Annotated in this window: 26 protein-coding genes; 16 read left to right on the forward strand and 10 right to left on the reverse strand. The window is 37.8% G+C overall.

Features of this window, described 5'->3' with window-relative positions; all coding sequences use genetic code 11:
* The first annotated feature begins 14 nt into the window (after positions 1–14).
* Both M2919_RS00335 and M2919_RS00340 read left to right on the forward strand, forming a co-directional pair.
* Positions 15–332: a PspC domain-containing protein gene (locus M2919_RS00335; protein WP_023605672.1), complete on the forward strand. Its 318-nt coding sequence runs from the start codon at positions 15–17 to the stop codon at positions 330–332.
* Positions 332–688 (forward strand): phage holin family protein, encoded by a 357-nt coding sequence (locus M2919_RS00340; protein WP_222318391.1) that lies wholly within the window; start codon positions 332–334, stop codon positions 686–688. The genes M2919_RS00335 and M2919_RS00340 overlap by 1 nt, the downstream gene beginning before the upstream one ends.
* A 31-nt stretch (positions 689–719) precedes the next feature.
* On the opposite strand, the gene M2919_RS00345 is transcribed toward M2919_RS00340, so the two are convergent.
* Positions 720–2,387, reverse strand: a complete 1,668-nt coding sequence (locus tag M2919_RS00345; RefSeq protein WP_248848835.1) for an NFACT RNA binding domain-containing protein — start codon at positions 2,385–2,387, stop codon at positions 720–722.
* 134 nt (positions 2,388–2,521) lie between these two features.
* On the opposite strand from M2919_RS00345, the gene M2919_RS00350 reads away from it, so the two are divergent.
* From M2919_RS00350 to M2919_RS00365, 4 genes are all read left to right on the forward strand, one after another.
* Positions 2,522–3,070: a hypothetical protein gene (locus M2919_RS00350; RefSeq protein WP_248848836.1), complete on the forward strand. Its 549-nt coding sequence runs from the start codon at positions 2,522–2,524 to the stop codon at positions 3,068–3,070.
* Positions 3,071–3,408: 338 nt separating this feature from the next.
* Positions 3,409–4,395 carry a tryptophan ABC transporter substrate-binding protein gene (gene trpX, locus M2919_RS00355; protein WP_276520509.1) on the forward strand — a complete coding sequence of 329 codons (987 nt, stop codon included), beginning with the start codon at positions 3,409–3,411 and terminating at the stop codon, positions 4,393–4,395.
* A complete protein-coding gene (locus M2919_RS00360) occupies positions 4,395–5,273 on the forward strand; it encodes an ABC transporter permease (protein ID WP_248849519.1) in 879 nt (292 codons plus the stop codon). Before trpX ends, M2919_RS00360 begins: the two co-directional genes overlap by 1 nt.
* The gene (locus M2919_RS00365; RefSeq protein ID WP_248848838.1) at positions 5,270–6,025 is read left to right on the forward strand and encodes an ABC transporter ATP-binding protein; all 756 of its coding nucleotides are present in this window, start codon (positions 5,270–5,272) and stop codon (positions 6,023–6,025) included. The genes M2919_RS00360 and M2919_RS00365 overlap by 4 nt, the downstream gene beginning before the upstream one ends.
* A gap of 59 nt (positions 6,026–6,084) precedes the next feature.
* Here the strand turns inward: M2919_RS00365 and M2919_RS00370 are convergent, their stop codons facing one another.
* Positions 6,085–6,912 (reverse strand): pyruvate, water dikinase regulatory protein, encoded by an 828-nt coding sequence (locus M2919_RS00370; RefSeq protein ID WP_248848840.1) that lies wholly within the window; start codon positions 6,910–6,912, stop codon positions 6,085–6,087.
* Positions 6,913–6,984: 72 nt separating this feature from the next.
* On the opposite strand from M2919_RS00370, the gene M2919_RS00375 reads away from it, so the two are divergent.
* The 3 genes from M2919_RS00375 (at position 6,985) to M2919_RS00385 (ending at position 8,184) form a co-directional block, all read left to right on the forward strand.
* Positions 6,985–7,422 (forward strand): Fur family transcriptional regulator, encoded by a 438-nt coding sequence (locus tag M2919_RS00375; RefSeq protein WP_126763266.1) that lies wholly within the window; start codon positions 6,985–6,987, stop codon positions 7,420–7,422.
* Between the two features lie 117 nt (positions 7,423–7,539).
* Positions 7,540–7,716, forward strand: a complete 177-nt coding sequence (gene rpsU / locus M2919_RS00380; RefSeq protein WP_023605663.1) for a 30S ribosomal protein S21 — start codon at positions 7,540–7,542, stop codon at positions 7,714–7,716.
* 24 nt (positions 7,717–7,740) lie between these two features.
* Positions 7,741–8,184 carry a GatB/YqeY domain-containing protein gene (locus tag M2919_RS00385; RefSeq protein ID WP_126763264.1) on the forward strand — a complete coding sequence of 148 codons (444 nt, stop codon included), beginning with the start codon at positions 7,741–7,743 and terminating at the stop codon, positions 8,182–8,184.
* Between the two features lie 29 nt (positions 8,185–8,213).
* On the opposite strand, the gene M2919_RS00390 is transcribed toward M2919_RS00385, so the two are convergent.
* The 5 genes from M2919_RS00390 to M2919_RS00410 all read right to left on the reverse strand — a co-directional run bounded on the left by M2919_RS00390 (position 8,214) and on the right by M2919_RS00410 (position 12,653).
* A complete protein-coding gene (locus M2919_RS00390) occupies positions 8,214–9,038 on the reverse strand; it encodes an NUDIX domain-containing protein (protein WP_126763654.1) in 825 nt (274 codons plus the stop codon).
* 128 nt (positions 9,039–9,166) lie between these two features.
* Positions 9,167–9,541 (reverse strand): lactoylglutathione lyase, encoded by a 375-nt coding sequence (gloA, locus tag M2919_RS00395; RefSeq protein WP_023605660.1) that lies wholly within the window; start codon positions 9,539–9,541, stop codon positions 9,167–9,169.
* A gap of 74 nt (positions 9,542–9,615) precedes the next feature.
* Positions 9,616–10,422 carry a sugar-phosphatase gene (gene yidA / locus M2919_RS00400; protein ID WP_248848842.1) on the reverse strand — a complete coding sequence of 269 codons (807 nt, stop codon included), beginning with the start codon at positions 10,420–10,422 and terminating at the stop codon, positions 9,616–9,618.
* Between the two features lies 1 nt (position 10,423).
* Entirely contained in the window at positions 10,424–11,797 is a 1,374-nt protein-coding gene (locus M2919_RS00405; protein WP_338065023.1) for an HD domain-containing protein, read from the reverse strand.
* A complete protein-coding gene (locus M2919_RS00410) occupies positions 11,784–12,653 on the reverse strand; it encodes a lipoate--protein ligase family protein (RefSeq protein ID WP_248848843.1) in 870 nt (289 codons plus the stop codon). Before M2919_RS00410 ends, M2919_RS00405 begins: the two co-directional genes overlap by 14 nt.
* Positions 12,654–12,810: 157 nt before the next feature.
* Between M2919_RS00410 and M2919_RS00415 the strand changes: the two genes are divergently transcribed.
* Together M2919_RS00415 and rpoE are read left to right on the forward strand one after the other, a co-directional pair.
* Complete coding sequence (locus tag M2919_RS00415) at positions 12,811–13,251, forward strand: YwiB family protein (protein WP_248848844.1); 441 nt, start codon at positions 12,811–12,813, stop codon at positions 13,249–13,251.
* 73 nt (positions 13,252–13,324) lie between these two features.
* Positions 13,325–13,945 (forward strand): DNA-directed RNA polymerase subunit delta, encoded by a 621-nt coding sequence (rpoE, locus tag M2919_RS00420; protein WP_126763667.1) that lies wholly within the window; start codon positions 13,325–13,327, stop codon positions 13,943–13,945.
* Positions 13,946–13,985: 40 nt separating this feature from the next.
* Here the strand turns inward: rpoE and M2919_RS00425 are convergent, their stop codons facing one another.
* Positions 13,986–14,474 carry a hypothetical protein gene (locus tag M2919_RS00425; protein WP_248848850.1) on the reverse strand — a complete coding sequence of 163 codons (489 nt, stop codon included), beginning with the start codon at positions 14,472–14,474 and terminating at the stop codon, positions 13,986–13,988.
* Positions 14,471–15,154, reverse strand: coding sequence for a DNA/RNA non-specific endonuclease (locus tag M2919_RS00430; protein ID WP_248848852.1), 684 nt, complete (start codon positions 15,152–15,154; stop codon positions 14,471–14,473). The genes M2919_RS00425 and M2919_RS00430 overlap by 4 nt, the downstream gene beginning before the upstream one ends.
* A 148-nt stretch (positions 15,155–15,302) precedes the next feature.
* On the opposite strand from M2919_RS00430, the gene M2919_RS00435 reads away from it, so the two are divergent.
* The 4 genes from M2919_RS00435 to M2919_RS00450 all read left to right on the forward strand — a co-directional run bounded on the left by M2919_RS00435 (position 15,303) and on the right by M2919_RS00450 (position 21,503).
* Positions 15,303–16,004, forward strand: a complete 702-nt coding sequence (locus M2919_RS00435; protein WP_023605652.1) for an ABC transporter ATP-binding protein — start codon at positions 15,303–15,305, stop codon at positions 16,002–16,004.
* A 10-nt stretch (positions 16,005–16,014) separates the two neighbouring features.
* On the forward strand, positions 16,015–19,386 hold the full coding sequence (locus tag M2919_RS00440; protein ID WP_248848853.1) for an ABC transporter permease: 3,372 nt from the start codon (positions 16,015–16,017) through the stop codon (positions 19,384–19,386).
* Between the two features lie 122 nt (positions 19,387–19,508).
* Positions 19,509–20,030, forward strand: a complete 522-nt coding sequence (locus tag M2919_RS00445; protein ID WP_222318363.1) for an NfeD family protein — start codon at positions 19,509–19,511, stop codon at positions 20,028–20,030.
* Positions 20,031–20,042: 12 nt separating this feature from the next.
* Entirely contained in the window at positions 20,043–21,503 is a 1,461-nt protein-coding gene (locus M2919_RS00450; RefSeq protein WP_126763684.1) for a flotillin family protein, read from the forward strand.
* 24 nt (positions 21,504–21,527) lie between these two features.
* On the opposite strand, the gene M2919_RS00455 is transcribed toward M2919_RS00450, so the two are convergent.
* The gene (locus M2919_RS00455) at positions 21,528–22,130 is read right to left on the reverse strand and encodes an FUSC family protein (protein WP_248848856.1); all 603 of its coding nucleotides are present in this window, start codon (positions 22,128–22,130) and stop codon (positions 21,528–21,530) included.
* A 129-nt stretch (positions 22,131–22,259) separates the two neighbouring features.
* On the opposite strand from M2919_RS00455, the gene M2919_RS00460 reads away from it, so the two are divergent.
* Positions 22,260–23,222, forward strand: a complete 963-nt coding sequence (locus M2919_RS00460; RefSeq protein WP_248848857.1) for an aromatic acid exporter family protein — start codon at positions 22,260–22,262, stop codon at positions 23,220–23,222.
* Positions 23,223–23,227: the final 5 nt, after the last annotated feature.

The raw sequence follows: 23,227 nt of genomic DNA on the forward strand, positions 1-23,227 counted from the left end.
AGGAGGAGAGTCGTATGAAGAAAAAATTAACAAAGTCAAATTCAAATATTGTTGTGAGTGGTGTTTTAGGGGGAATTGGTGAGTTTTTCGGAATTGATCCAACGATTGTCCGTATTGTGTATCTCGCACTAAGCTTTTTCACTGCAGGATTTCCTGGTTTCTTTTTATACATCTTATTGGCGATTATTGTTCCATCTCAACCTGCCCAACATCAAACAAGAAAAAATTATTATGGTAATTACTACGGTGACGGGATGAATCGCAGACCGGGTAATGAGCGTAAGCAAGCAACAAAAGTAGATGATGACGAAGATGAGTGGAGTGATTTTTAATGACTTATTGGCAGCGTTTATTGATTAATACATTAACGCTAGTAGCATTAGCTTATATGTTTCCAAATATGATGTATGTTGACAGTGTTTTTGTGGCACTAATGGCTAGTTTCGTTCTATCTATTTTGAATACATTAGTGAAGCCTGTGCTACATTTTTTCAGCCTACCAATTACGATTTTAACATTTGGATTATTTAGCTTAGTTATAAATGGGATGATGCTAACTATGACATCCGCCTTGATAGGAAAACAGCATTTTGCTTTTTCAAGTTTTGGTGCTGCTTTCTTGATCGCTTTAATTATGTCATTGGTCAATGCGATTTTTGTCAATAAAAAAGTTGAAAAGTATTTTTAAAAAGCTCTTGCATTTGCAAGAGCTTTTTTATTTAAATATGACTTTTCGGTGTGACATAAAGTGTTTTTTGATTTTCATATATGACAAAACCGGGTTTAGCGCCTTTGGGTTTCTTGACATGTTTTACCTGAACATAGTCGACGGGAACGTTATTGGAAAGCCGATATTTAGAGTGATATGCGGCAAGTGATGCTGCTTCGAGTAACGTTTGTTCAGTTGGGTCGGCATCTTTAATAATGACATGCGAACCGGGAATATCCTTAGCATGAAGCCAAATATGATTTTTATGAGCGACCTTAGTTGTCAGTTCATCATTTTGTAGATTGTTTCGTCCGATTAAAATAGGCGTGCCATCGGTAGCAGTTAGTTCGATAAAACGTGGCAATTTTTTCGGCTTGCCTTTTTCTTTTTTGCGTTTGAGATAGCCACTTTCGATTAACTCTTCTTTAATCAATGGGACATCTTGCGGCTGTGCGAGTTCTAATTGAGAAAGAACGCTTTCGATATAATCGATTTCTTGTTGAGTAGTTTCAAGTTGTTTAGCAATCTCGACGGCCCCTGTTTTATACTTATTATAACGTTTAAAGTAAGACTGGGCATTTTCAGCCGGCGTACGTTGTGGATTGAGTGAAATAACGAGTGGCTCGTTTGTGTAGTAGTCAGTGACTTCAAGTTCACTCATTCCAGGTTGAACAAGGTGTAGATAAGTGGTCAACAGCTCGCCTTTTCGCTGCATCTCTTCTTTTTTATGCGTCGCTTGCATGTCTTTATTTAGACTTTTTAGCTTTTTACGTAAGCGTTTGATATCATTCGTCAATCTTTTTTCTAACGCTTGTGATTGTTGTTTGACGCGGTCGCGGTTTGCTTTATCCTGATAATAAACGTCTAACAAAGCACTTAAAGTGTCATAAATAGTCGGTTCTTTCTGTAAAAAATAATAGCGAATGGCAGTAAAGTATTCTTTACTGTCTATGAGATAGTGAGCTGGTTGGTAAGCGTCTAATGACGTGATAAAAAAGTCATGCCATGCTTTCATCTTATCATTTGGCATTGAAGACAAACGATAGGTGAGCTCTTGAGCTGTTAAGAAACTAAGTCCTTGAAACGTTTCTTGCAAGTAATCAGCGGAAAGTTCTTCAGCATTTAACAGGTGAAATAAAGAGACATCGTCAATTTCCCATGGATTTTTTTTCGCTTGTTGTGGCGGTTGGCGATAAAGAGCCCCAGGCAACAACAAACGATAGCTATTTTGAGAAGAGCCAACATGCTTAATGCAATCGATAATTTTTTGACTTTCTTGATTGATTAAAATAATATTACTATGACGACCCATTATTTCTATTATGAGTCGTAAGTCTTCTAAATCTCCTAACTCATTACGTTTGGTAAAGCTAATTTGGACAATGCGGTCATTTTGAATTTGTTCTATTTTTTCAATAATCCCATTTTCTAAATGCTTACGTAATGTCATACAAAAGTTAGGCGGTGTTGCCGGATTTTCGTAAGGTATCTCAGTTAGCTGAATCCGTCCGTATGAGGGGTGAGAAGATAATAGTAGACGATGATTTTTACCTTGATGTCGGATGACTAAAACGACTTCATTATCATATGGTTGGTGAATTTTAGATAAACGACCACCACTTAAAGCTTGGTTAAGTTCCATAACCATAGCATGTGTAAAATAACCGTCAAATGACATACAATCCCTCCTTTTGGGCTATAAACTGTGTCTAATATACCGTGAAAAGCTTAAAATGTCCAATGGGAGTAAAAGCTATTTCTTTTTAGATTAAGAATGATATACTATTATTAGAAACATTAAGGAGTCTATTTATGGAAGAAGAAAAACAACAAAAAAAGTTTGGAATCGAGCAACTCGAACATCAATTAAGTCGCTTAACAAAAACACATAAACTAATGATATTATCTGGGTTGACACTAGTTGTACTATTACTAATAAGTGTACTAACCCTGCCGAAGATTAATCATCGTATTCGTGAAAAGCAAATCGCTTCGGTTGTCGCTAATAGTTTCTACAATGGTGATGAGATAAAACGAGTCCCCCAAGATGGTCTAGCCACACTCATTCAAGAGAAAAATGAGGTGACAGTTCTCATTTATGATCCAGCCTCGCCGTTTGCTCCTGAGCTAGAATCTGTTTTAACTGACCCAGATCAATTAAAGCTCTTTCCAACGGTTTTATATGTTTATCCTATATTTTATGATAAAAAAGAAGTAAAAACAGATTACCAGTTACAAGCGGATATTACGTTGATTCAATATACGAATCACAAAGAAACAAAGCGAGTTAAATTTAAGGATAAGACAGAAATCGAGATGTATTTTGTAGATTATCTTGAAAGTTTGACCAATCGACCTTAAGGATATTGACAAATAATCAGATAGTGATACACTTAATGAAATAAGAAGAACGGAGGAGACAACATGAAAGACTATCAAACGAAGACACGTGCGTTACCAGAATTGAATATGGCGTGGCAAAACTGGCGTAGATAGTTGTATGTATGTTTCCAAATAGGAGCATAGATACAACTTTAGAGAGCTCTCTAATTTGTATCTATGCGGGTTTTAAAAAAGCAGTCCTGCATAGACCATAGTGTTTATGCAGGATTTTTTGTCGCACTTTTTGACAACTTCCTGTATAGGGGAGTTGTCTTTTTTTATTCAAAAAAACATAATCCAAGAGAGGACGTAAGATAATGTATTCACGTAAACTTAAAATAAGCTTAATGATAATTGGTTTAATGATTCTTTATCCCATCATAACGATGACGGTTGAGAAGCAACAAGAAAATCGTAGCAACAGCATGACAGTCGGGGTTTTGCAATATATTAGCCATCCTTCACTAGATGAAATCTATCAAGGGATTTTAACTGGTTTAAAAGAACAGGGATTAGAGGAAGGAAAAAATTTAAAGGTTGTTTTCCAAAATGGTCAAGGAGATCAAAGCAAGTTAAATATGATGTCACAACAATTAATTAGTGAAAAACCAGATGTTTTAATAGGTATTGCGACACCTGCTGCTCAAGCGTTGGCGAATGCAACGCAAGAAATTCCTATTGTACTTGGAGCGATTACCGACCCTGAAAATGCAGGTTTAGTCTCAAGTAATGAACATCCTGGCGGCAATATTACAGGTGTAAGTGATCAGTCTCCCGTAGAAGCACAGTTTGATTTGTTAAAGCTATTATTACCCGCGACTCGACGCGTAGGGATACTGATTTCGTCGGCAGAAGACAATGCCATCGTCCAAGCAGAGCGTGCGGAAGCAGCTGCTAAAGAGCGAGGGTTGACAACGAAACGCTATGTCGTGCCTTCTAGTAATGAAATCAATAGCATTGTTTCAAATATGGTGCGAGAAATCGATACATTGTATATTCCTACAGATAATACTATCGCTAATAACATGTCAGCGGTCGCTCAAATTGCGACCCAAGCGCACGTTCCGATTATCCCTTCTGTTGCTTCGATGGTAGAAGAAGGTGGCGTTGCGACAATTGGTATTAATCAAACAGATTTAGGCGTACAAACGGGACGCATGGCGGCTGATATCGTCTTGAAAAACAAAAACCCAGGTGATATGCCAATCTATGTCTTTTCAGAAGGCGATTTAATTGTGAATGAAGAACAACTGGACAGTTTAGGAATCACAGTACCAAAAGAAGTGGAGATGATGATGAAATGATGTTAACAGTCACATTAGGACAAGGATTTTTGCTAGGAATTCTAGGTTTAGGTATTTTTATGACATATCGAATTTTAAATTTCCCCGATATGACGGCGGAAGGTTCTTTTCCATTAGGCGGAGCGGTCACAGTGACGCTTTTAACTCATCAAATTTCCCCTATATTGGCAACCATCGCGGGGATGTTAGCTGGTATGCTGGCAGGGTTAGTGACAGGTCTACTTTATACAAAAGGAAAAATACCTGTTGTTTTATCGGGAATTTTAGTGATGACGGGATTGAATTCAGTTATGTTATATGTGATGAAGCGGTCGAATTTAACGTTATTAAATCAAAAGCGCTTGAATGATTATGTGACGTTTTCTTGGTTGCCAGCGCATTACGATACGTTAATTATCGGAATCGTAACATGTGTGTTGTTAGTTGTGGGTTTAATTTATTTTTTACATACGTCGTTAGGACAGAGTTATATTGCGACAGGTGATAATGAGGTCATGGCACGTTCGCTAGGGATTTCGACTGACCGTATGAAGTTATTAGGGCTGTCGGTATCAAATGGGATTATCGCCTTGTCCGGTTCTCTAGTTGCTCAAAATGACGGCAATGCAGATATTAACAAAGGGATAGGTATTATTGTTATAGGATTATCCTCGATTATTATAGGGGAAGTTCTTTTTGGTGAATTGTTACTACTCGAGCGATTAATTGCGATCGTCGTCGGAAGTGTGGTCTATCAATTATTAATTTTAGTTGTCATAAAGTTGGGTGTCGACACCAGTTACTTGAAAATATTTTCATCTCTCATTTTAGCAGGATGTCTAATTTTACCGAGATTAAAAGGTCAAATGAAAATGCCTAAAAAGGAGCGAGTATCATGAAGGAAGTACTGTGTATTGAACAATTAACAAAAAAAATAATCACAGGCAATCAAGAAGAGCGAGAGTTAATCAAACAGTTAGATTTATCACTTAATCAAGGCGATTTTGTGACCGTACTCGGAGGGAATGGCGCGGGTAAGTCGACGTTATTTAATCTTATATCAGGGACGATGCTTCCTTCATCTGGTTATATAGAAGTGAACGGAACCGATGTCACTATGATGAAAGAAGAACGACGTGCACGTGTGATTGCACGAGTGTTTCAAGATCCAAAGTTAGGAACAGCCCCAAGAATGACCGTCGCTGAAAATCTATTACTAGCAATGAAACGGGGCGAGAAACGACGATTATTACCTCGTCGATTAGAGGCCTCTCTTCCTTATTTTGAAGACTTAACGAAAGAGTTGGGTAATGGACTAGAAAAGCATCTTTTACAGCCAACAGGAGCCTTGTCAGGCGGTCAAAGACAGTCACTGAGCTTACTTATGGCGACATTAGGCAATCCGTCTTTATTGCTACTAGATGAGCATACAGCGGCGCTAGACCCTAAAACAGCAGACCGTCTGATGCATTTAACGGCAGAAAAAGTAAAAGAAAAAAACTTAACAGCTTTAATGATTACGCACAAAATGGAAGACGCGTTAACTTACGGTAATAAATTGTTAGTGTTAGAGCAAGGAAGAATTAAACACTTTTTTAATGAAAGTGAAAAAGCTGCTTTAACAAAAATAGATTTATTGAATTTCTTTTAAAAAATAAAAAAAGCGGTGCTGACGTCTATCGGAAAGAAGTGTCAGCACCGTTTTGATTTTTAACCATGATAAGTATATTCTTCTAAGTTTAGCTCTTGTAAAATAATAGAAGCTGTTTCTTCAATAGATAAATCTGCGACATTAATCACTAAACAGCCTAGTTTTTCATAAAGTTTGTTGGCGAAAGCAAGTTCTTCATTAATCTTATTAATATCAGAGTAGGCAGTATTGGGATTTAAACCGTATGCTTTCATGCGTTCCTGTCTAATTTTATTTAAAATTTCCGGATTGTTGGTTAGTCCAACGATTTTTTTAGGGTTGACTTCCCAAAGCTCTTTTGGGATATGAGCTTGAGGAATTAAAGGTAAGTTCGCCACTTTAAGGTTTTTATTTGCTAAAAATAAACTGAGCGGTGTTTTTGACGTGCGTGAGACTCCGAGTAAAACAATGTCCGCTTCCAAAAAGCCTTTCGGGTCTTTTCCGTCATCATATTTTACCGCAAATTCCATTGCAGCAATACGATTAAAATATTCTTGATTCAGTGAGTGCATGGCCCCTGGTAAGCGAGTTGGGTCGATACCAGAACGCTTAGAAAGTTCGTTAACGACGGGCGATAAAATATCCATACAAAACAAGTCATTTTCTTGACAATACCGATTGGCAAATTGCACAAACTCAGGGGAAATCATCGTATGAATGATAATCGCGTTGCAAGCTTTTGCTCGCTCTAATGCCTCGACTAAATCTTTCTTTTCAGATACAAAGGTTTTTCTTACTAATGCGACATTGACAGTAGCATATTGTGACATGGCAGCTTGAGCGAGTTTAGAGGCCGTTTCACCGGCAGAGTCTGAAATAATATAAATATAATAACATTTATCTGTCATATAGGACGTCCCTTCTTGATTTTCCTTATAGATTATTATAGCATATATTTGAAAAGTAAAGGACTGATAAAAATGAGTGAAAAAAGAATTAATCAAGCGTTAGAGATTTTAAAAGAATCTGGCTATAAATATACGAAAAGACGAGAAGAAATTTTATCTTTTTTAGAAAAAGAAGATAAGTATATTGCACCAAAAGAAGTCTATGATTTTATGTCTGCGAAGTATGCAGGAATTAGTTATGATACCATTTATCGCAATTTAAGCGATTTTAGTGAATTGAATATTTTAGAAGAAACAGAGTTTGATGGTGAGAAAAAATATCGTTTTCACTGCGGACACGGTCACGTTCATCATCATCATTTCATCTGTACTTATTGCGGTGCCACACAAGCGCTCGAGATGTGTCCCATGACTTTTTTCGAAGAGCAATTAAAAGATGTTGAAATTGAAGGACATCGTTTTGAGATATTTGGGAAATGTGCGAATTGTATGAAAAAAGAGAAAATTTAGAGAAAAAGTTGACGAAAAAATTGTCATTCGTTATAATATCAGAAGGACAGTTTTTTAGTGTCTTTTGGATGTTATTGAAAAACGGTTACTTTTTAAGCTCGGGGGGAGGGAATTTACATGTCAAAAACAGTAGTTAAGAAAAATGAATCTCTTGATGACGCTCTTCGTCGCTTCAAACGTTCCGTTTCAAAAACTGGTACATTGCAAGAATACCGTAAACGTGAATATTACGAAAAGCCAAGCGTAAAGCGTAAAAAGAAATCAGAAGCAGCTAGAAAACGTAAGAAATTCTAATTTTCCAAAACGGAGCTGATTAAGATGACTTTATTAGCCATTTTAAATAATGATATTAAACAAGCGATGCGTGAGAAAGATAAAGAGACATTAGGCGTGTTACGCTTAATGAAAGCTGCTATTCAAAATGCAGGGATTGAATCTGGACGTGAATTAACGGAAGAGGAAGAACTTGCAATTGTCATTAAAGAAGCGAAACAACGTCGCGATTCTTTAAAAGAATTTGAAGCAGCGGGGAGAGATGATTTAGTAGAAAAAGGTCATCATGAGCTTTCCATTGTCGAACGTTACTTACCGGAACAATTATCTGAGGAAGAATTAACTGAGATGATTGAGAAAACGATGAAGGAAGCGAATATCACATCAATGAAAGAATTTGGAAAATTGATGGGAATTCTAATGCCTAAAGTCAAAGGTAAAGCGGATGGCAATCAAGTCAATCAAATCGTTAAATCGTTACTATCATAAAAAGCTGACCTATATAGGTCAGCTTTTTTTTAGTCTTGATTTAACTGTTTCAAACGGTAGATTTTAGAAGGGCGACCAATTCCAATAGGTCTTTCCCCGATTTCTTCTAAGTACGGAAGTAAGGCTTTTTTAAAGTTTGAGTGATCGATATCACGGTAAGGAATACCTAAAAATTTAGCAAACACTTTTCGTGCCTCTGTAATCGAAAAGTCTGCTCCTAAGACATGTAAGACTTTAGGTTCATGATACATTTTATTTTTAACTCGGTTAAAGGCTTTGATGATAATTTGTTCATGGTCAAAGGCCAAAGTAGAAGGGCCGACCGAAGAGTTTGTTTTTAAGTTTAAAATGATGCTGTCGTGTTCTGGATGAGTGAGATGTAAGAGGTCACCCTCTCTTTCAATATGAAACCACTTAGCTTCTTTCGCATCATCGCCAGCTGTTAGTGGCTCTTCACCGATAAACGCAAGATAACTCACTGTAATCACCCAGCCACGTGGATCTCGATGAGGTGTGCTAAATGTGTGAAGCTGTTCGATATTTTGCTTACTAATGGTCACGTTAGTTTCTTCTTTAGTTTCTCTGATACAACTATCTGCCGTTGATTCATGAGGATTAACAAAACCACCAGGTAAGGCCCATGCAAAACGAAAAGGGTGCGTATTACGTTGAATAAGCAATAGTTTAAGTGCGTCTTCTTGACGATTATAACTCATCAAAACATTATCAACTGTGACAGACGGTTTCTCATATTTAGGTTGTGCCTGTTTGGCATACCAACTTAAGAAGTCTTTCTCAGTTGCTTGTGTTTCGTAATAGTGTTTTTCCTGCTCTTTTGATTCAAACTTTTGCACGTGATGACATCCTTTCAACTGATGATACCATTTCATTGTATCAGAATTCATTTAAAAGTAAATTATTTACCGCTAAGATAGACATAAAAAAAGAATGAGCGAGAAATGCTCATTCTTTTACGTTATCGTTATTTTTCACGAATTACTTCAATTTTGTAGCCATCTGGATCCATAATGAAATAATAAGAAGGTGGAACACCTGGCAAAGCTTTTAAATCAGTGACATCAAAGCCTGCTTCTTTTTGTTTAGCATGTAAGCCTTCTAAATCATCAGAGGATATGGCAATATGACCGTAACCGTTACCTAAGTCGTAAGCTTCATGATCGTAGTTATAAGTTAATTCTAACTCATAATCATCGCCAGGTAAGGTTAAATATACTAAAGTAAATTTATTTTCTGGGAAATCTCTTCTTCTTGATTCTTCAAAACCAAAAGCTTTTTGATAAAAATCAAGCGATGCTTCTAAATCTTTTACGCGTACACATGTATGTGCCATTTTCATTTTGCGTATCATCCTTTCTTTTTTAACTCTCCATTAAGTGTAACAAAAACACCATTCAATGTGAATTATCTTGCTTAAGCCCATGTTTTTAAGGCATAGGCGACGCCAGCTTCTTCATTTGTAAGAGAAATTTTATCTGCATATTGTTTCGTTTTGTCTGTTGCATTTCCCATAGCAACTCCGATACCCGCATATTGTAACATGGAAATATCATTTTCATTGTCACCTATCGCCATAGTTTCTTCCTGTTTAATGCCTAAACGTTGAGCTAAGTCGTGAAGGGCATTGCCTTTACTTGCTTCTTTGTTTAAGACTTCTAAAAAGTATGGCATACTTTTGACAAAGGTATACTTGTCATAGAGTGATGCTGGTATTTTTTTCTCAGCAGCATCTAAAACGTCTGGTTCATCAATCAACATCATTTTGCTAATCATCATGTTAGGGTCCATTTCTTCCACCGTGCGGTAACGAATAGGCATATTTGTTAAATGGGATTCCAAAACAGTGTAAGGACTGATATTACGATTTGCTGTATAGATGGCTTCCATATCTTCAACATGTAAGTGACTGCCGATTTGGCGACTAAGTGCTTCTATTTCAATATATTCGTCATGCGTTAAAACGTGTTTAACCAGGACTTTATGAGAACCAGCAGTTAAGACAAGTGAGCCATTGTAGCTAATAATATAATCGGTATCACTCGTTAAGTCTAACTCTTTAACATAGTCAAGCATACCGATAAGTGGCCTGCCAGATGCTAAAACAATTTGAACGCCTTCGGCTCTTTTTTGCTGAATAGTTTCTTTTACTTCTGGTAAAATTTCGTGATTATTGTTTAATAGTGTTCCATCAATATCAATGGTGACAAGTTTTATAGTCAAATTATGGTCTCTCCTTTAATTCTGGAGCGCGTACGCGTCCATTGTGTATATAAGATTGAAATGTTTCGAAGTCAGTTGCAAATAAGCTCTCTTTGGGGTCGGCAAGCATTTCTTTAGGGAAATAAAAACGTTCATCTCCATAGGTTTGTCCGGCTAAAGCGGCAACCAAAGCACTGAGTTGTGAAAGCTCAATTAATGTGCCATCTTTTTCCATCATTTCGATTTGCGTCCGTGGGTATTTTTGATCGGGACGATAAAAGTCGTAAGGCAAATCAAAACTTGTATTAATCGCCGTGTAGGCTGCAGCATTATAGCCGATTTTCTCAATTAGAGCGGTCATTTCCTTTATTAAGTCCGTGTCGTTTTCTAATGAAAAAGTCACGGACTTTAAAGGATGCCTATTTAAAAAGCGATTGGATAAATCGCTTAGTAACGAATTTGATGACTGACGCCACAAAACAAAACAACTATTGAGTACATTATCATCTAAATTGAGATAATCTTCAAGTGTATACTCATTTTTGAAAAAAGGGACAAGTAAACGCGAATGTTCTTCAAAAGGTTTGGGATTTTTTTGATAACATATTGCACCCTGTTTTAATAAGTGATCGAGAATGACTTCCATACCCCGAGAAACAGGATGAAAGTAAACCTGCATATACATTTGATAACGGCTGACGACATAGTCCTCGACAGCATGCATTCCATTGGTTGTAAAGGTAATGCCATCACGATGAGGACGTATCACACGTAAGATACGTGTTAAGTCAAACGTCCCGTATTCCGTGCCTGTAAAATATGCATCTCGTAACAAATAATCCATCCGGTCGGCGTCAATCTGACTAGATATAAGTTGGACGACTTGTGGATTAGGATAGTCTTTACGAATAACACTGGCCACTTTCTCAGGGAATCCTTCTGCCACTTGATTTAACACTTGGAAAACTTCTGTTTCCGGTGAAGTAATGATAGCAATCGTAATTTCTTCATGATTTGTTTGAAAAATCGTTTCAAAAGTATGAGAGTACGGGCCATGTCCAATATCATGAAGAAGGGCCGCACATAAGGCGACTAGTCGTTCGCTGTCATCCCACCCATGAACGGGATCGACTGCTATTGAGTAATTTCGTTCAAATATGTCACAAATTCGGCGAGTGATTTCATAGACACCCAACGAATGTGAAAAGCGTGTGTGCTCACCTCCGTGAAAGGTAAAAGAAGTGGTTCCTAGTTGTTTAATTCTTCTTAAACGTTGAAACTCGCGTGTATTGATTAAGTCTAAAATGACCGCATGCTGAACGTGTATATAGTTATGAACAGGGTCGCGAAAAACTTTCTCAATAGGTAGGTACTCGTTATGATTATTTTGCGTCAAATTGCTCACCTATTTCTGTAAAAATACTTTCATTTCGTTTTGCCATTTTTTTAAGATGAGGAGCTAAAGTCGTCTGGAACTCTTCTGACACTAGTTTCTCTGCACTTAACGTCTCTAAAGAGGCATTAAGCGTTTTAATGAACACGTCTTTTATACGTCGTTTAACATCTGCCACGCTTAACTCGTCGCCCAACAGGTCGGATAAGTTCGCCATCGCTGTCGGCTCGACTAAAGGATAGACGTGTTTGGACCGTTCGGCGGCTCCTTTAGCATAAAAATCATGCATAAGCTGACTTCGATGGTGTTGATTTCCGTTAACGCTCAGGTAAATCATCACACTAATCCCATTTTTAATTCGACGCTGTGCAATACCTGCAAACTTTTGATCATTGATACTTAAATCAAAGTCGCCCGGACAGTAAGAATTCACAATCTCTTTAGCTTCTATCGTGACCTTATAATCATGAAAGGCTTCTTGTATAATAGCAGTCATGATTTCATATGCGGGATTAATCTCGAGATTGTGGTCTTTTGGTTGCGGAATAATCAAAGAAAAATTAAGCACACCAGCATCGGCGACAATGCCCAGTCCGCCTGAGCTACGGAACATGACGTGATAGTTTTCTTCTTGTAAAAAGTTTAAGGCATGAGCCAATTCTGGTAAGCGTGAATCTTTCATTCCTAAAATCACCGTATTGGGTAGTTGCCAAAAATGAAGATAAGGTCGCTGGTGTTCCCCAACGTTTAACGTAAAAGCATCGGATAAAGCAAATGGTACGAAACGTTGCTCATTTGGCAAAACACCTTGATCGTAAAAGTAGTAGTTCTGATAGAGGTCAAGTGGTTGTAATTTCATTATGTCAGTCCATCCTTTAATTAGTATATGTGTTTATTATAACTGAAATAGCTAATAAAAGAGATATATTTGTATCAAACATTCCCTTTCACTAAAACAGACAAATGAGTGATAGTTTGGTAAAATAAAGAAGAGAACATAAAAAGTAGGTGAAACGATGTCACAATCACGCAAAACGACGCCAATCATGCTGACGCTTCGTACAGAAATTTATCAGCATGATGAATTAGAAGAATTTTTTTATGAAGTGGAAGGCCAACTAGTCGAAATTGGTGGCACCTTATATTTGCGCTATCAAGAGCCTGAAGATAAAAATCAAGCAGCTACGAATGTTACTATTAAATTGAACCCTGACGGAAGTGTTCAACTTATTCATGACGGAGAGAATCGTATGCGTTTAAGATTTAGCTACCAAGACAAAAATGATACAGATTATTTAACCCCTTACGGTATGTTAACGATTAGTACCATGACACATAACTTACGAGTGACGTTGAAAGACAGACCGCTCTCGGGGACGGTAGCGATTGACTACGATTTGATGGCTGGAGAAGAAAAACTAGGTGTTTATCATTTGCGCTTGAAATTCACAGCATAAAGCAAAAAGAGATTGCATTTTTAGTAGTAAATACGGTATGATAAAGAGTAGACTGCGAAAGGACGTGTACTGTTTGGAAATGAAAATTTTTGAAGGTGTTAACAAACATGAATTATCAATGATTGAAGTCGCACATGCTATTTTAGAAGAGCGCGGCGACATCATGGAATTTTCTGACTTAGTCAACCAAATCCAAAACTATTTAGAAAAAGCCGATAGTGAGATTCGAGAAAATTTATCTCAGTTTTATACAGATTTAAATATCGATGGAAGTTTTATATCGTTGGGTGAAAATCGTTGGGGATTACGTTCATGGTATCCAGTTGATTCGATAGACGAAGAAGTATCTACCTTTGCGGATGAAGATGATGAAGATCGTCCAAAACGACGCAAACGTAAAAAAGTAAATGCTTTTCTTGATATGGATGATGAAGATGCAATTGATTACAATGACGATGATCCTGAAGATAGTGATATTGACGAAGAAGATGACGATTACATCGTAGATGACGAAGAAGTCGACGAAGACGAAGAAATCGCTGCTTATGGAAAAGACTTATCAGAAATCGGTGCGGATGATATGACCGATGACGACGAAGATATTCCAGATGAAGTTGAAAATGAACTAACGATTATTGATGAAGATGATATCGATGCTGACTTAGACTTTGAAGACGACGAAGAGGAAGAATAAAAAGAACGCGAAAGAATTTTCTTTCGCGTTCTTTTTTATTTTAATGGAAAAGTCGACGAAACCAGTTACTTTTTTGAGGTGGTTCGTCAGGCGATGTGCTAGATTCCTCGATAGGTTCTTCAATATCTTCCATCATATCTGAACTAAAGTCGGGTAAAAACTGACTATCAATTTCCCCTTTCTCTAAGGCAACCCAGAAATCAATCATAGACATGTTGAAATATTCTAAATCGTTAAGGTGAAAACTTTTAGGAATGACAACGACTTGCTGGTTATTGGCTGCAAGATAATCACCATCGATGGTTCGTGACACGACATGATAGTGATGCGCATCTAAAAATGCTTGAGAAATGGTTGTATCAGAAGCTAGATACGTCATTTCTTCTTGGAATTGAGGTAAGAAGCGTTGACGATCGAGTAAAAAGTAATCTAAGTATTGAAACAATTTGCGTTCTTCAATATATGAAAGAAATGTTTGGATGTCTTTGTCAGGGAGTCGGTATTGAACGGTGTTAAACAGTGTACTCATTTTTTTGCCTCCTTAGGTTTATTTGGAATGGTGACATTAAAATTTATCGTTCCTGTAGGTAGCGTGCTCTGTCCTTCCATATGTATTTCCACCGGCATTAACTCTTTTTCATCGTAGATAGGAATGACGCGATAGCGAATATGATCTCCATTATCCGCTGCACTGCGAATAGCGTTTTCGTATTTTGTCATATAAGGACTATTCACTGGGAACTGGTATAATGTAACGAGATTTTTCGGGTCATCACCCGTACCACCGAGTTGATTGCCAATTAAATGGCCGCGAGCGTGATTATGTGGCTCTAAACCAGAGATAAAGCCGGGTGGACGTATTGATTGATTAGCTTTAGTACCAGTACCTATCATGTCGGGTGTAATAAGCGCTTCAGCCCCTGTCGCGCGTTCAAGATGGTCGAGTGGGAAGAGTTTAATCCACCCCGTTTGACTATCTTTTAGCTCTTCTTTTGTAAAAGTAGCTGCTCCATGTTCGACTGGCTCGAATTCATTATATGTTTTGCGGTCAGTCGAGACCGTTCCAATTTGACTTTCTGGAAACCACTCATATAAAAAGTCAGGTACTTGGAAGCCTAAAGCAGCTAAAATAAGAATAACAATGGTGATAAATGAAACGAGTGTAGGGCTTAAACGATTGCGAATTGTTTTTTTATTTTTTTTTGACATGGTTATAATAATCCTTTCAAAACGTACTTAACGCTAGTATACCGTATTCAAATCAAAGTTGAAACCTGATTTTTTATAAAGTAAATGTTAGAAATCGAGAATAAAGACAGGTATAATAAACAAGAAGAGCAATCAGAGGAGGAATAGTATGAGCTATGTGGCATTGCGAGATGTGTATAAGCGGTATCAAATGGGCGAGTCAATGATAGTTGCTAACGATGCAATATCTTTTGAAATAGAAGAAGGCGAATTTGTTGTCATACTGGGGCCAAGTGGCGCCGGAAAATCGACAGTATTAAATATTTTAGGTGGAATGGACACGGCTGATGAAGGCCAAGTTTTGGTTGATGGCGTTGATTTAGTCGGGTTAAACGAGAAAGAACTGACAACATTTAGACGCTATGATATAGGATTTGTTTTTCAATTTTATAATTTAGTGCCTAATTTGACAGCAAAGGAAAATGTGGAATTAGCTTCGCAAATAGTACCTCATGCACTAGATATTGACGAGGTACTTGCGCAAGTGGGATTGACTCATCGTCAAGATAATTTTCCTGCACAACTATCAGGTGGAGAACAGCAGCGCGTAGCGATTGCGCGAGCGTTAGCGAAAAATCCTAAATTATTATTATGCGATGAACCAACCGGTGCTCTTGACTATGAAACGGGAAAACAAATACTGGGGTTACTTCAAACTAGTTGTCGAGAAATGGGTACGACTGTTGTAGTTATTACACATAACTCCGCGATAGCACCAATGGCCGACCGTGTCATACGTATTAATGATGCGCGCGTTCGTAGTGTTGAATTAAATGAAACGCCTGTCCCAGTAGAGTCAATAGAATGGTAGGGGACGTGTGATGAAAAAAACAGCATTGTGGAAAACAACATGGCGTGAAATACGTCAATCAAAAGCTCGTTTCTTATCAATATTAGGGATTATCTTATTAGGGGTCTCACTGTATGCGGGGGTAAAAGCAACCGGTCCTAATATGCTAAAAACGGCTGATAGTTATGTGAAACGACAACATTTGATGGATAACCAATTAATCAGTACGGCTGGTTTTTCTAAAGAGGACGTTGATTTTGTTAAGAAAGCCGCATTTATAGAAACAGCAGAACCAGGTTACTCATTAGATTATAATCTTGAAAAAGATAATCGGACGATACGACTGTACTCTTGGCATGAAAAAATAAAGCTTAATCGTCCTGTGCTAGTAGAAGGGAAAATGCCGAAAAGTTCTGGAGAGACGGCAGTCGATTATCGCGCAAGTTATTTACAAGACATCAAAATCGGGGATACTATTACTTTATCCGATAGTGACGTAGAGGGACTTAAACAAAATGAATTTCGCGTAGTCGGCTTTGTTAATTCACCTCTTTATATAGAAAATATGAGTCGTGGGACGACTCAAGTCGGTAAAGGGTCTTTAGACTTTTTTATGCTTATTAATGAAAAAGATTTTGATTTGCCTGTTTATACCGAGATTGCGATTAGCTATCAAGGTCTAAATGACAAAGTAACATATAGCCAAGAATACGAACGGACATTTAAGGCGTCACAAAAAAAATTAAAAAAATACTTAGCAAAGCGCCCGCAACAAACGTTAGATGAATGGAAAACAGAATATGAAAAACCATTAAAAGAAGCAGAGGCAGAGCTTACAAATAGTAAAGCTGAACTAGATGAGGCTCAACGAACCATTGAAGAAAATGAGAGGAAGCTTGAAGATGGACGCGTGCAGTTAGCGGACGGACGTGCGGCTTTGTCGCAACAGTTAGCAGAAGCACGCCAACAATTAGATGCCAAAGTAAAAGAACTAGAACAAAAGAAACAAGAATTTGAAAAACAAAAGCAGACGGTAGAAGCGCAATCAGCTCAATTAGAACAAGGACGTCAGCAATTAATAGCTGGTGAGCAGCAACTTCATCAACAAGTGACACAGTTGAAAAGCGTATTTGAACAACAACTTGCTCAGTTAGAAACAGCTCCGGAACTTCCAAATCCAGAGCTAAAAACAACGGAAGATGAAACAGCAAGTTCTGAAGAAATTGAAGAAAATCAGCCGGAAACGGAACCAAGCCAACCACCATTGCCAACACCTGACTCTCCAGAGTATTTATTGTTAAAACAAGTTGTTTTATTTCTGGACAGATTAGAGCAAGCGGACTATGTTTTACCTTTGTCTAATGATTTACGACAAGAATTTCAGCAACTAAAAGGTGGCATACCTGAATTAGCTAGTTTAGAGTCAGGAATTGATGAATTTCGCAATCAATATGAAGCTTTTTCAAATGGTATGGCACAATTAACAAGTGCTAAAGGAGCCATTATGGCGGGAGCCGATCAGCTTTACCAAGCAGACGAACAACTTTCTCAAGGCTATCAACAACTAGAGCAGAAAAAACAAGCCGCTACCGAGGAACTTGATATCAAGGAAAAGGAGTGGCAAGAGGCTAATGCTCAGTTAGCAGAAGCACGCAACAAGTTAGCTGAAGGACAACAAGAGTGGGAAAAAGGACAGGTAGAATTAACAAAACAAAAAGAAAAACTATCTGAGCTAAAAAAACCAGCGTACCTTTATTTGACGCGTGATGATTATCCGGGTTTTTCAGAGTTTAAAGAAAATGCTGACCGCATTTCTTCTATCGCAACGGTTTTCCCAGTTTTCTTTTTCTTAATCGCAGCGCTCGTCTCGCTAACAACGATGACGCGTATGGTTGATGATAAACGTGGAGAAATCGGAACGATGAAAGCGTTAGGCTATAAGAATCATGAAATTGCTTTGAAATTTATGTTATATGCTGCCTTAGCGGCAACGATAGGGACAACCTTAGGACTTTTAATAGGGTTTAACTTGTTTCCAAATGTGATTTTTGATGCGTACGGGGCACTTTATAATTTACCGAAAATTACGATTGTATATTATTCACGTTACATTATTCAGTCGTTTGTCGTGGCAATTGTCGGTACGCTGCTTGCGACGTACGTTGTCTTGCGAGTTGACTTATTAAGTCAGCCAGCTATTTTAATGCGACCGAAAGCTCCAAAAGCAGGTAAGCGTATTTTACTTGAGCGTATTCCATTTATTTGGCGTCGTTTAAGCTTTAATCAAAAAGTGACCGCCCGAAATCTTTTTCGTTATAAACAGCGGATGTTTATGACTGTTTTTGGTGTAGCGGGTGGCATGGCGCTTATGGTAACAGGCTTTGGGTTGCGTGACTCCATTACGGATGTTGTCGCGATTCAGTTTGACAAACTTTGGGATTATCAGAGTATTGTAGTACGTGACAGTGAGGAAAAAGTGACCGATTTATTAAAAGAAAGCACGCATTATCGTGATGACTTAGCTATTTCACAAGAAATGATGACAGTGAAAAAGAAAGGCTTAACCAATCAAGAAGTTTACGTTACAGTACCAGAAGAGATGGATAAGCTACCGAATTTTGTATTGTTTAATCAACGAAAATCAGGGGACGTTTTCCAATTGGGTGATGAAGGGGCATTTGTGAGTGAAAAATTAGCGAAACTATGGCAACTATCGCCGGGAGATACGTTAAAACTTTATGACAGCAAAAATCGAAGTTACGAAGTGAAAATTGCTCGAGTTATTGAGAATTACGCCATGCACTATTTATACTTATCTCCTAAGTACTATGAAGAAGTATTCGGAAAAGTACCAACTTATAATGTTGATTTAGTTCAGACAGATGCGATGACGGAAAAAGAAGAGGCACAAGTCGCAGAAAAGTGGATGAAATCTGATAATATCTTAAATGTGACTTTTTTAAGTGAAACGAGTGATGCGATGACGGATACGATTGATAGCTTGACTGTTGTTGTATGGGTTTTAATAATTTGTGCGGGTACTCTAGCCCTAATCGTATTATATAATTTGACGAATATTAACGTTGAAGAGCGTATTCGTGAGCTATCGACAATTAAAGTTCTTGGTTTTTATCATCGCGAGGTGACGATGTATGTTTATCGAGAAAATAATATTTTGACAGTCTTGGGAATAATTGTAGGTGGCTTTTTAGGAAAGGCACTTCATCGTTTTGTATTAGAAACAGCTGAAGTGAATCAATTAATGTTTTCACCCACGATACATTGGCAAAGTTATGCTTATGCAGGAGTGTTAACCTTATTCTTTTCTCTCATCGTCATGTTAATCATGCATCGTAAATTAAAAAAAGTTGATATGATTGAAGCATTAAAATCTTCTGAATAAGTTAAGAAAAGCCTTGAGAAAAATCTCAAGGCTTTTTCGATTTTTCTTTTGGCGGATATTGAAATAGTGTATACTTAAATTAAGCAATGGGACGCACCAATTGTTGGGAGGTGGTTATCTAAATGGGGTCATTATCATTAGAAACAATTTATTTTTATGGATTGCTAGTCTGTGCGGGGATTGCCATTTTACTTTTCTTGTTTGGTGATATTTTTGAGTTTGACGGTCCGTTAGATCCAATGTTAATTGTTCCGTGGTTAGCATTTGTTTCACTAGTTGGTTTTTTAGGAGAGCGTTTAACTACTTTGTCGAGTCTTTTTATTTTATTAATAGGGGTAGCGCTTGCAACGATTTTGGTTTTCCTATTAAACTTTTATGTACTTGTACCACTGAAAAATTCAGAATCTACACTCTCAACTACTGAAAAAAGTTTTGAAGGGCGTGTCGCCACCGTTGTGACACCGATTCCGGTAACGGGAATGGGAGAAATTAAGATTAGTAGCGTTACAGGATCGACAACCCGTCCAGCAAGTTTTTACGAAGAACAAACAGAGTCAATTAAAAATGGTAGTCAAGTATTAATTATTGAAGTAAGAAATCACGTATGTTATGTGGTGCCTTATAAAGAAAATTTTATATCATAAGGAGATGAAGTGATGGCAGTAGGAGTATTAGTAGCAGTAGGGATTTTTGTTTTTATTTTATTAATGTTGTTGGTTGTATTTATATCAAAATATCAAACAGCCAAGCCAGATGAGGCATTAATTATTAGTGGTTCATACTTAGGCACGAAAAATGTGCATCGAGATGAATCAGGTAATAAAGTTAAGATTGTACGTGGTGGTGGTGCTTTTGTTTTACCAGTTTTCCAACGCTCCAATCGTTTAAGCCTGTTATCAAGTAAGTTAGATGTGTCCACTCCGGAAGTTTATACAGAACAAGGTGTACCTGTTATGGCAGATGGAACGTCTATTATTAAAATCGGTTCTTCTGTTGAAGAAATTGCTACAGCGGCTGAACAGTTTCTAAGTAAAACACGTGAAGAACTTGAAAATGAAGCACGTGAAGTATTGGAAGGACATTTACGTTCGATTTTAGGTTCGATGACTGTTGAAGAGATTTATCAAAACCGTGATAAATTTAGTCAAAGTGTTCAAGAAGTGGCGAGCGTGGATTTAGCCAAAATGGGCTTGGTCATTGTATCGTTTACAATTAAGGAAGTGAAAGATAAAAATGGCTATCTTGATTCACTTGGTAAACCAAGAATTGCTCAAGTAAAACGTGATGCTAATATTGCTGAAGCAGAAGCGGATAAAGAAACACGGATTAAGCGAGCACAAGCTGAAAAAGAATCCCAAAAATCCGAGTTAGAACGACAAACAGAAATTGCCGAAGCCGCTAAAGAAAAGGAATTAAAATTAGCAGCTTATAAACAAGAGCAAGATATTGCAAAAGCGAAAGCTGACCAAGCATACAATCTTGAAAGCGCGAAAGCACAACAAGAAGTAGTTGCTCAAGAAATGGAAGTTAAAGTAATTGAAAGACAAAAGCAAATTGAATTAGAAGAAAAAGAAATTATCAGAAGAGAAAAACAATATGATTCTGAAGTGAAAAAGAAAGCAGATGCCGATCGTTATGCGCGTGAACAAGAAGCCTTAGCTAGTAAAGCACGCGAAGTTGCTGAAGCAGAAGCTGAACAATTCCGTGTGGAAGCAATGGCTAAAGCAAATGCCTCAGAAGTTCGTTTAGCTGGTCAAGCAGCGGCAGAAGCTATCTTAGCGAAAGGGCAAGCAGAAGCAGAAGCAAAAGCTAAAATTGCGGAAGCGTTCAAACAATATGGGGAGGCAGCGGTTCTAAGTATGGTCATTGAAATATTACCAAGTATCGTGAAAGAAGCGGCTCAACCTCTTGGCAATATTGAGAAAATTTCCGTTGTTGATACCGGTAATGGAGAGAGTAAAAATGGAGGAGCGAACCGCGTGACGAACTACGCTACTAACTTGCTTGCTTCTTCGCAAGAAACATTAAAAGAAACGACAGGCTTAGATTTAAAAAATTTATTAGAGAATTTTGTAGGAAATCAGCCACAGAACAAAGAGAACATGAATGATGAATAGAAAAAGGATTGGCCAGCTAGCTGGTCAATCCTTTTTTTGTGCATTTTCCAACACGTTTTGTAATTGTTGAATTTCTTTTTGCTGTCGAGCGACTTCATTTTTTAATTTCGCGATATGTAAGTCTTTAGGGGTAACAGTTACTAATTGACGGGGTGGTGCTTTAATAGTGCGATTGACTACGAAAGCAATAAACATACCAACGAACGACCCTAGCACGCGGTGAATGACGAAGCCGAGTGTTTGATTTTCAGGGGTGTTGAACGCAATGATTAAGAAAGTCGCAGTCCCCCCGATAATTCCTTTGTGAGCACCAAGTGAATCTGCCATAACGATTAGAAATATGACAAATAGTGGTATGAGAATGAGTTCAGCTAAACGGGTATTGCCAATCACTTCTTCGCTGAGGTAAAAAAGAATGGCTGATACGCCTCCTAAAGCGACACCCAACACTCTTTTACGTCCAAATTCGTAAGTGCTAGATAAATCTTCACGTAGTGTAAAGACGGCCGTTAAACACGCAATCATCGGATTATCCTGACCAAATAAGCGCATAACAATGATAGATAATAAGACAGCAATCCCGGTTTTGAATGTACGATAGCCAAGGCGAAAAGGTCCTATTCGCATCGAATCCCTCCGTTTCACATTTCTTTTACTATACCATAAAATTTAAAGGATTTTTAAAAAATGTTGTTTATTATCGAAGTCGAATAAAACATGGTAAAATAGAAAGAGAAAGGATGTGACGAGTGGTAGATGGTGGTTAAGTCAGTCAAAATGGCAATCAGTGCAACGCTTGCGATAGTAACAGCTCAGTGGTTTGGATTGCTAAATCCAGCTTCTGCGGGTATTATTGCCATTCTTAGTTTAACTGATACAAAGAAATCAACAGTTAAAATTGGACTAGGACGATTGCTAGCACTAGGTATTGCGACCTTGATTGCAGGAGTCTTTTTTCATTTGATAGGTTACCGTGCGTTAGCGTTTGGTGCGTATTTGATTTGTTTTGTACCAATTGCGCTCTCATTTAATCTCGCCGATGCCATTCCGATTAGTTCCGTTTTAGTGACGCATTATTTATTAGCTCAAACTGTAGATAGGTCGATGATTATTAATAGTTACTCCTTGATGTTAATTGGTGTCGGGTGGGCGTTACTGTTTAATTTATATATGCCTAGTACGGACAATCGACTGCAAACTCTTCAGTTGGAAATTGATACGGCGATTAGCGGTTTACTTGCTTCCTTTGCAGAGAGACTGCAAGGAGATGATAGTCAGAAGCAGTCAGCGAGTTTATTGGCTGAATTAAATGCCCAACTTATTACAGCACAGAAGATGGCGTTACATCATGCGGATAATCACTTACTACAAGACACGCGCTATTATATAGAATATTTTACTATGCGCCATAAACAAGTCGAAGCGATTGAGAGTATGTGCTATTTAATCAATGAAATAGAAGTGGCTGATATTGCTGCCACTCCGATTGTCACGATTCTTGAGAAAACTTCTCGAGAATTTGATGCGCATAATCCTGTGAGTGAGCTGTTAAATGACTTAGAAGTTACATTTGATTTTTACGAACAGAGTCCGCTACCTAAGACACGTTCAGAATTTGAAAGTCGAGCAAAGTTGTATCAATTTATGACGGAGTTTCACCACCTTTTAGAAGCAAAGGCGATTTTTATGCAACAACAAACTGATATAAAATCAGTCTAAAGACG

It is taken from the genome of Vagococcus lutrae (assembly GCF_023299185.1).
GTDB lineage: Bacteria > Bacillota > Bacilli > Lactobacillales > Vagococcaceae > Vagococcus_A > Vagococcus_A lutrae.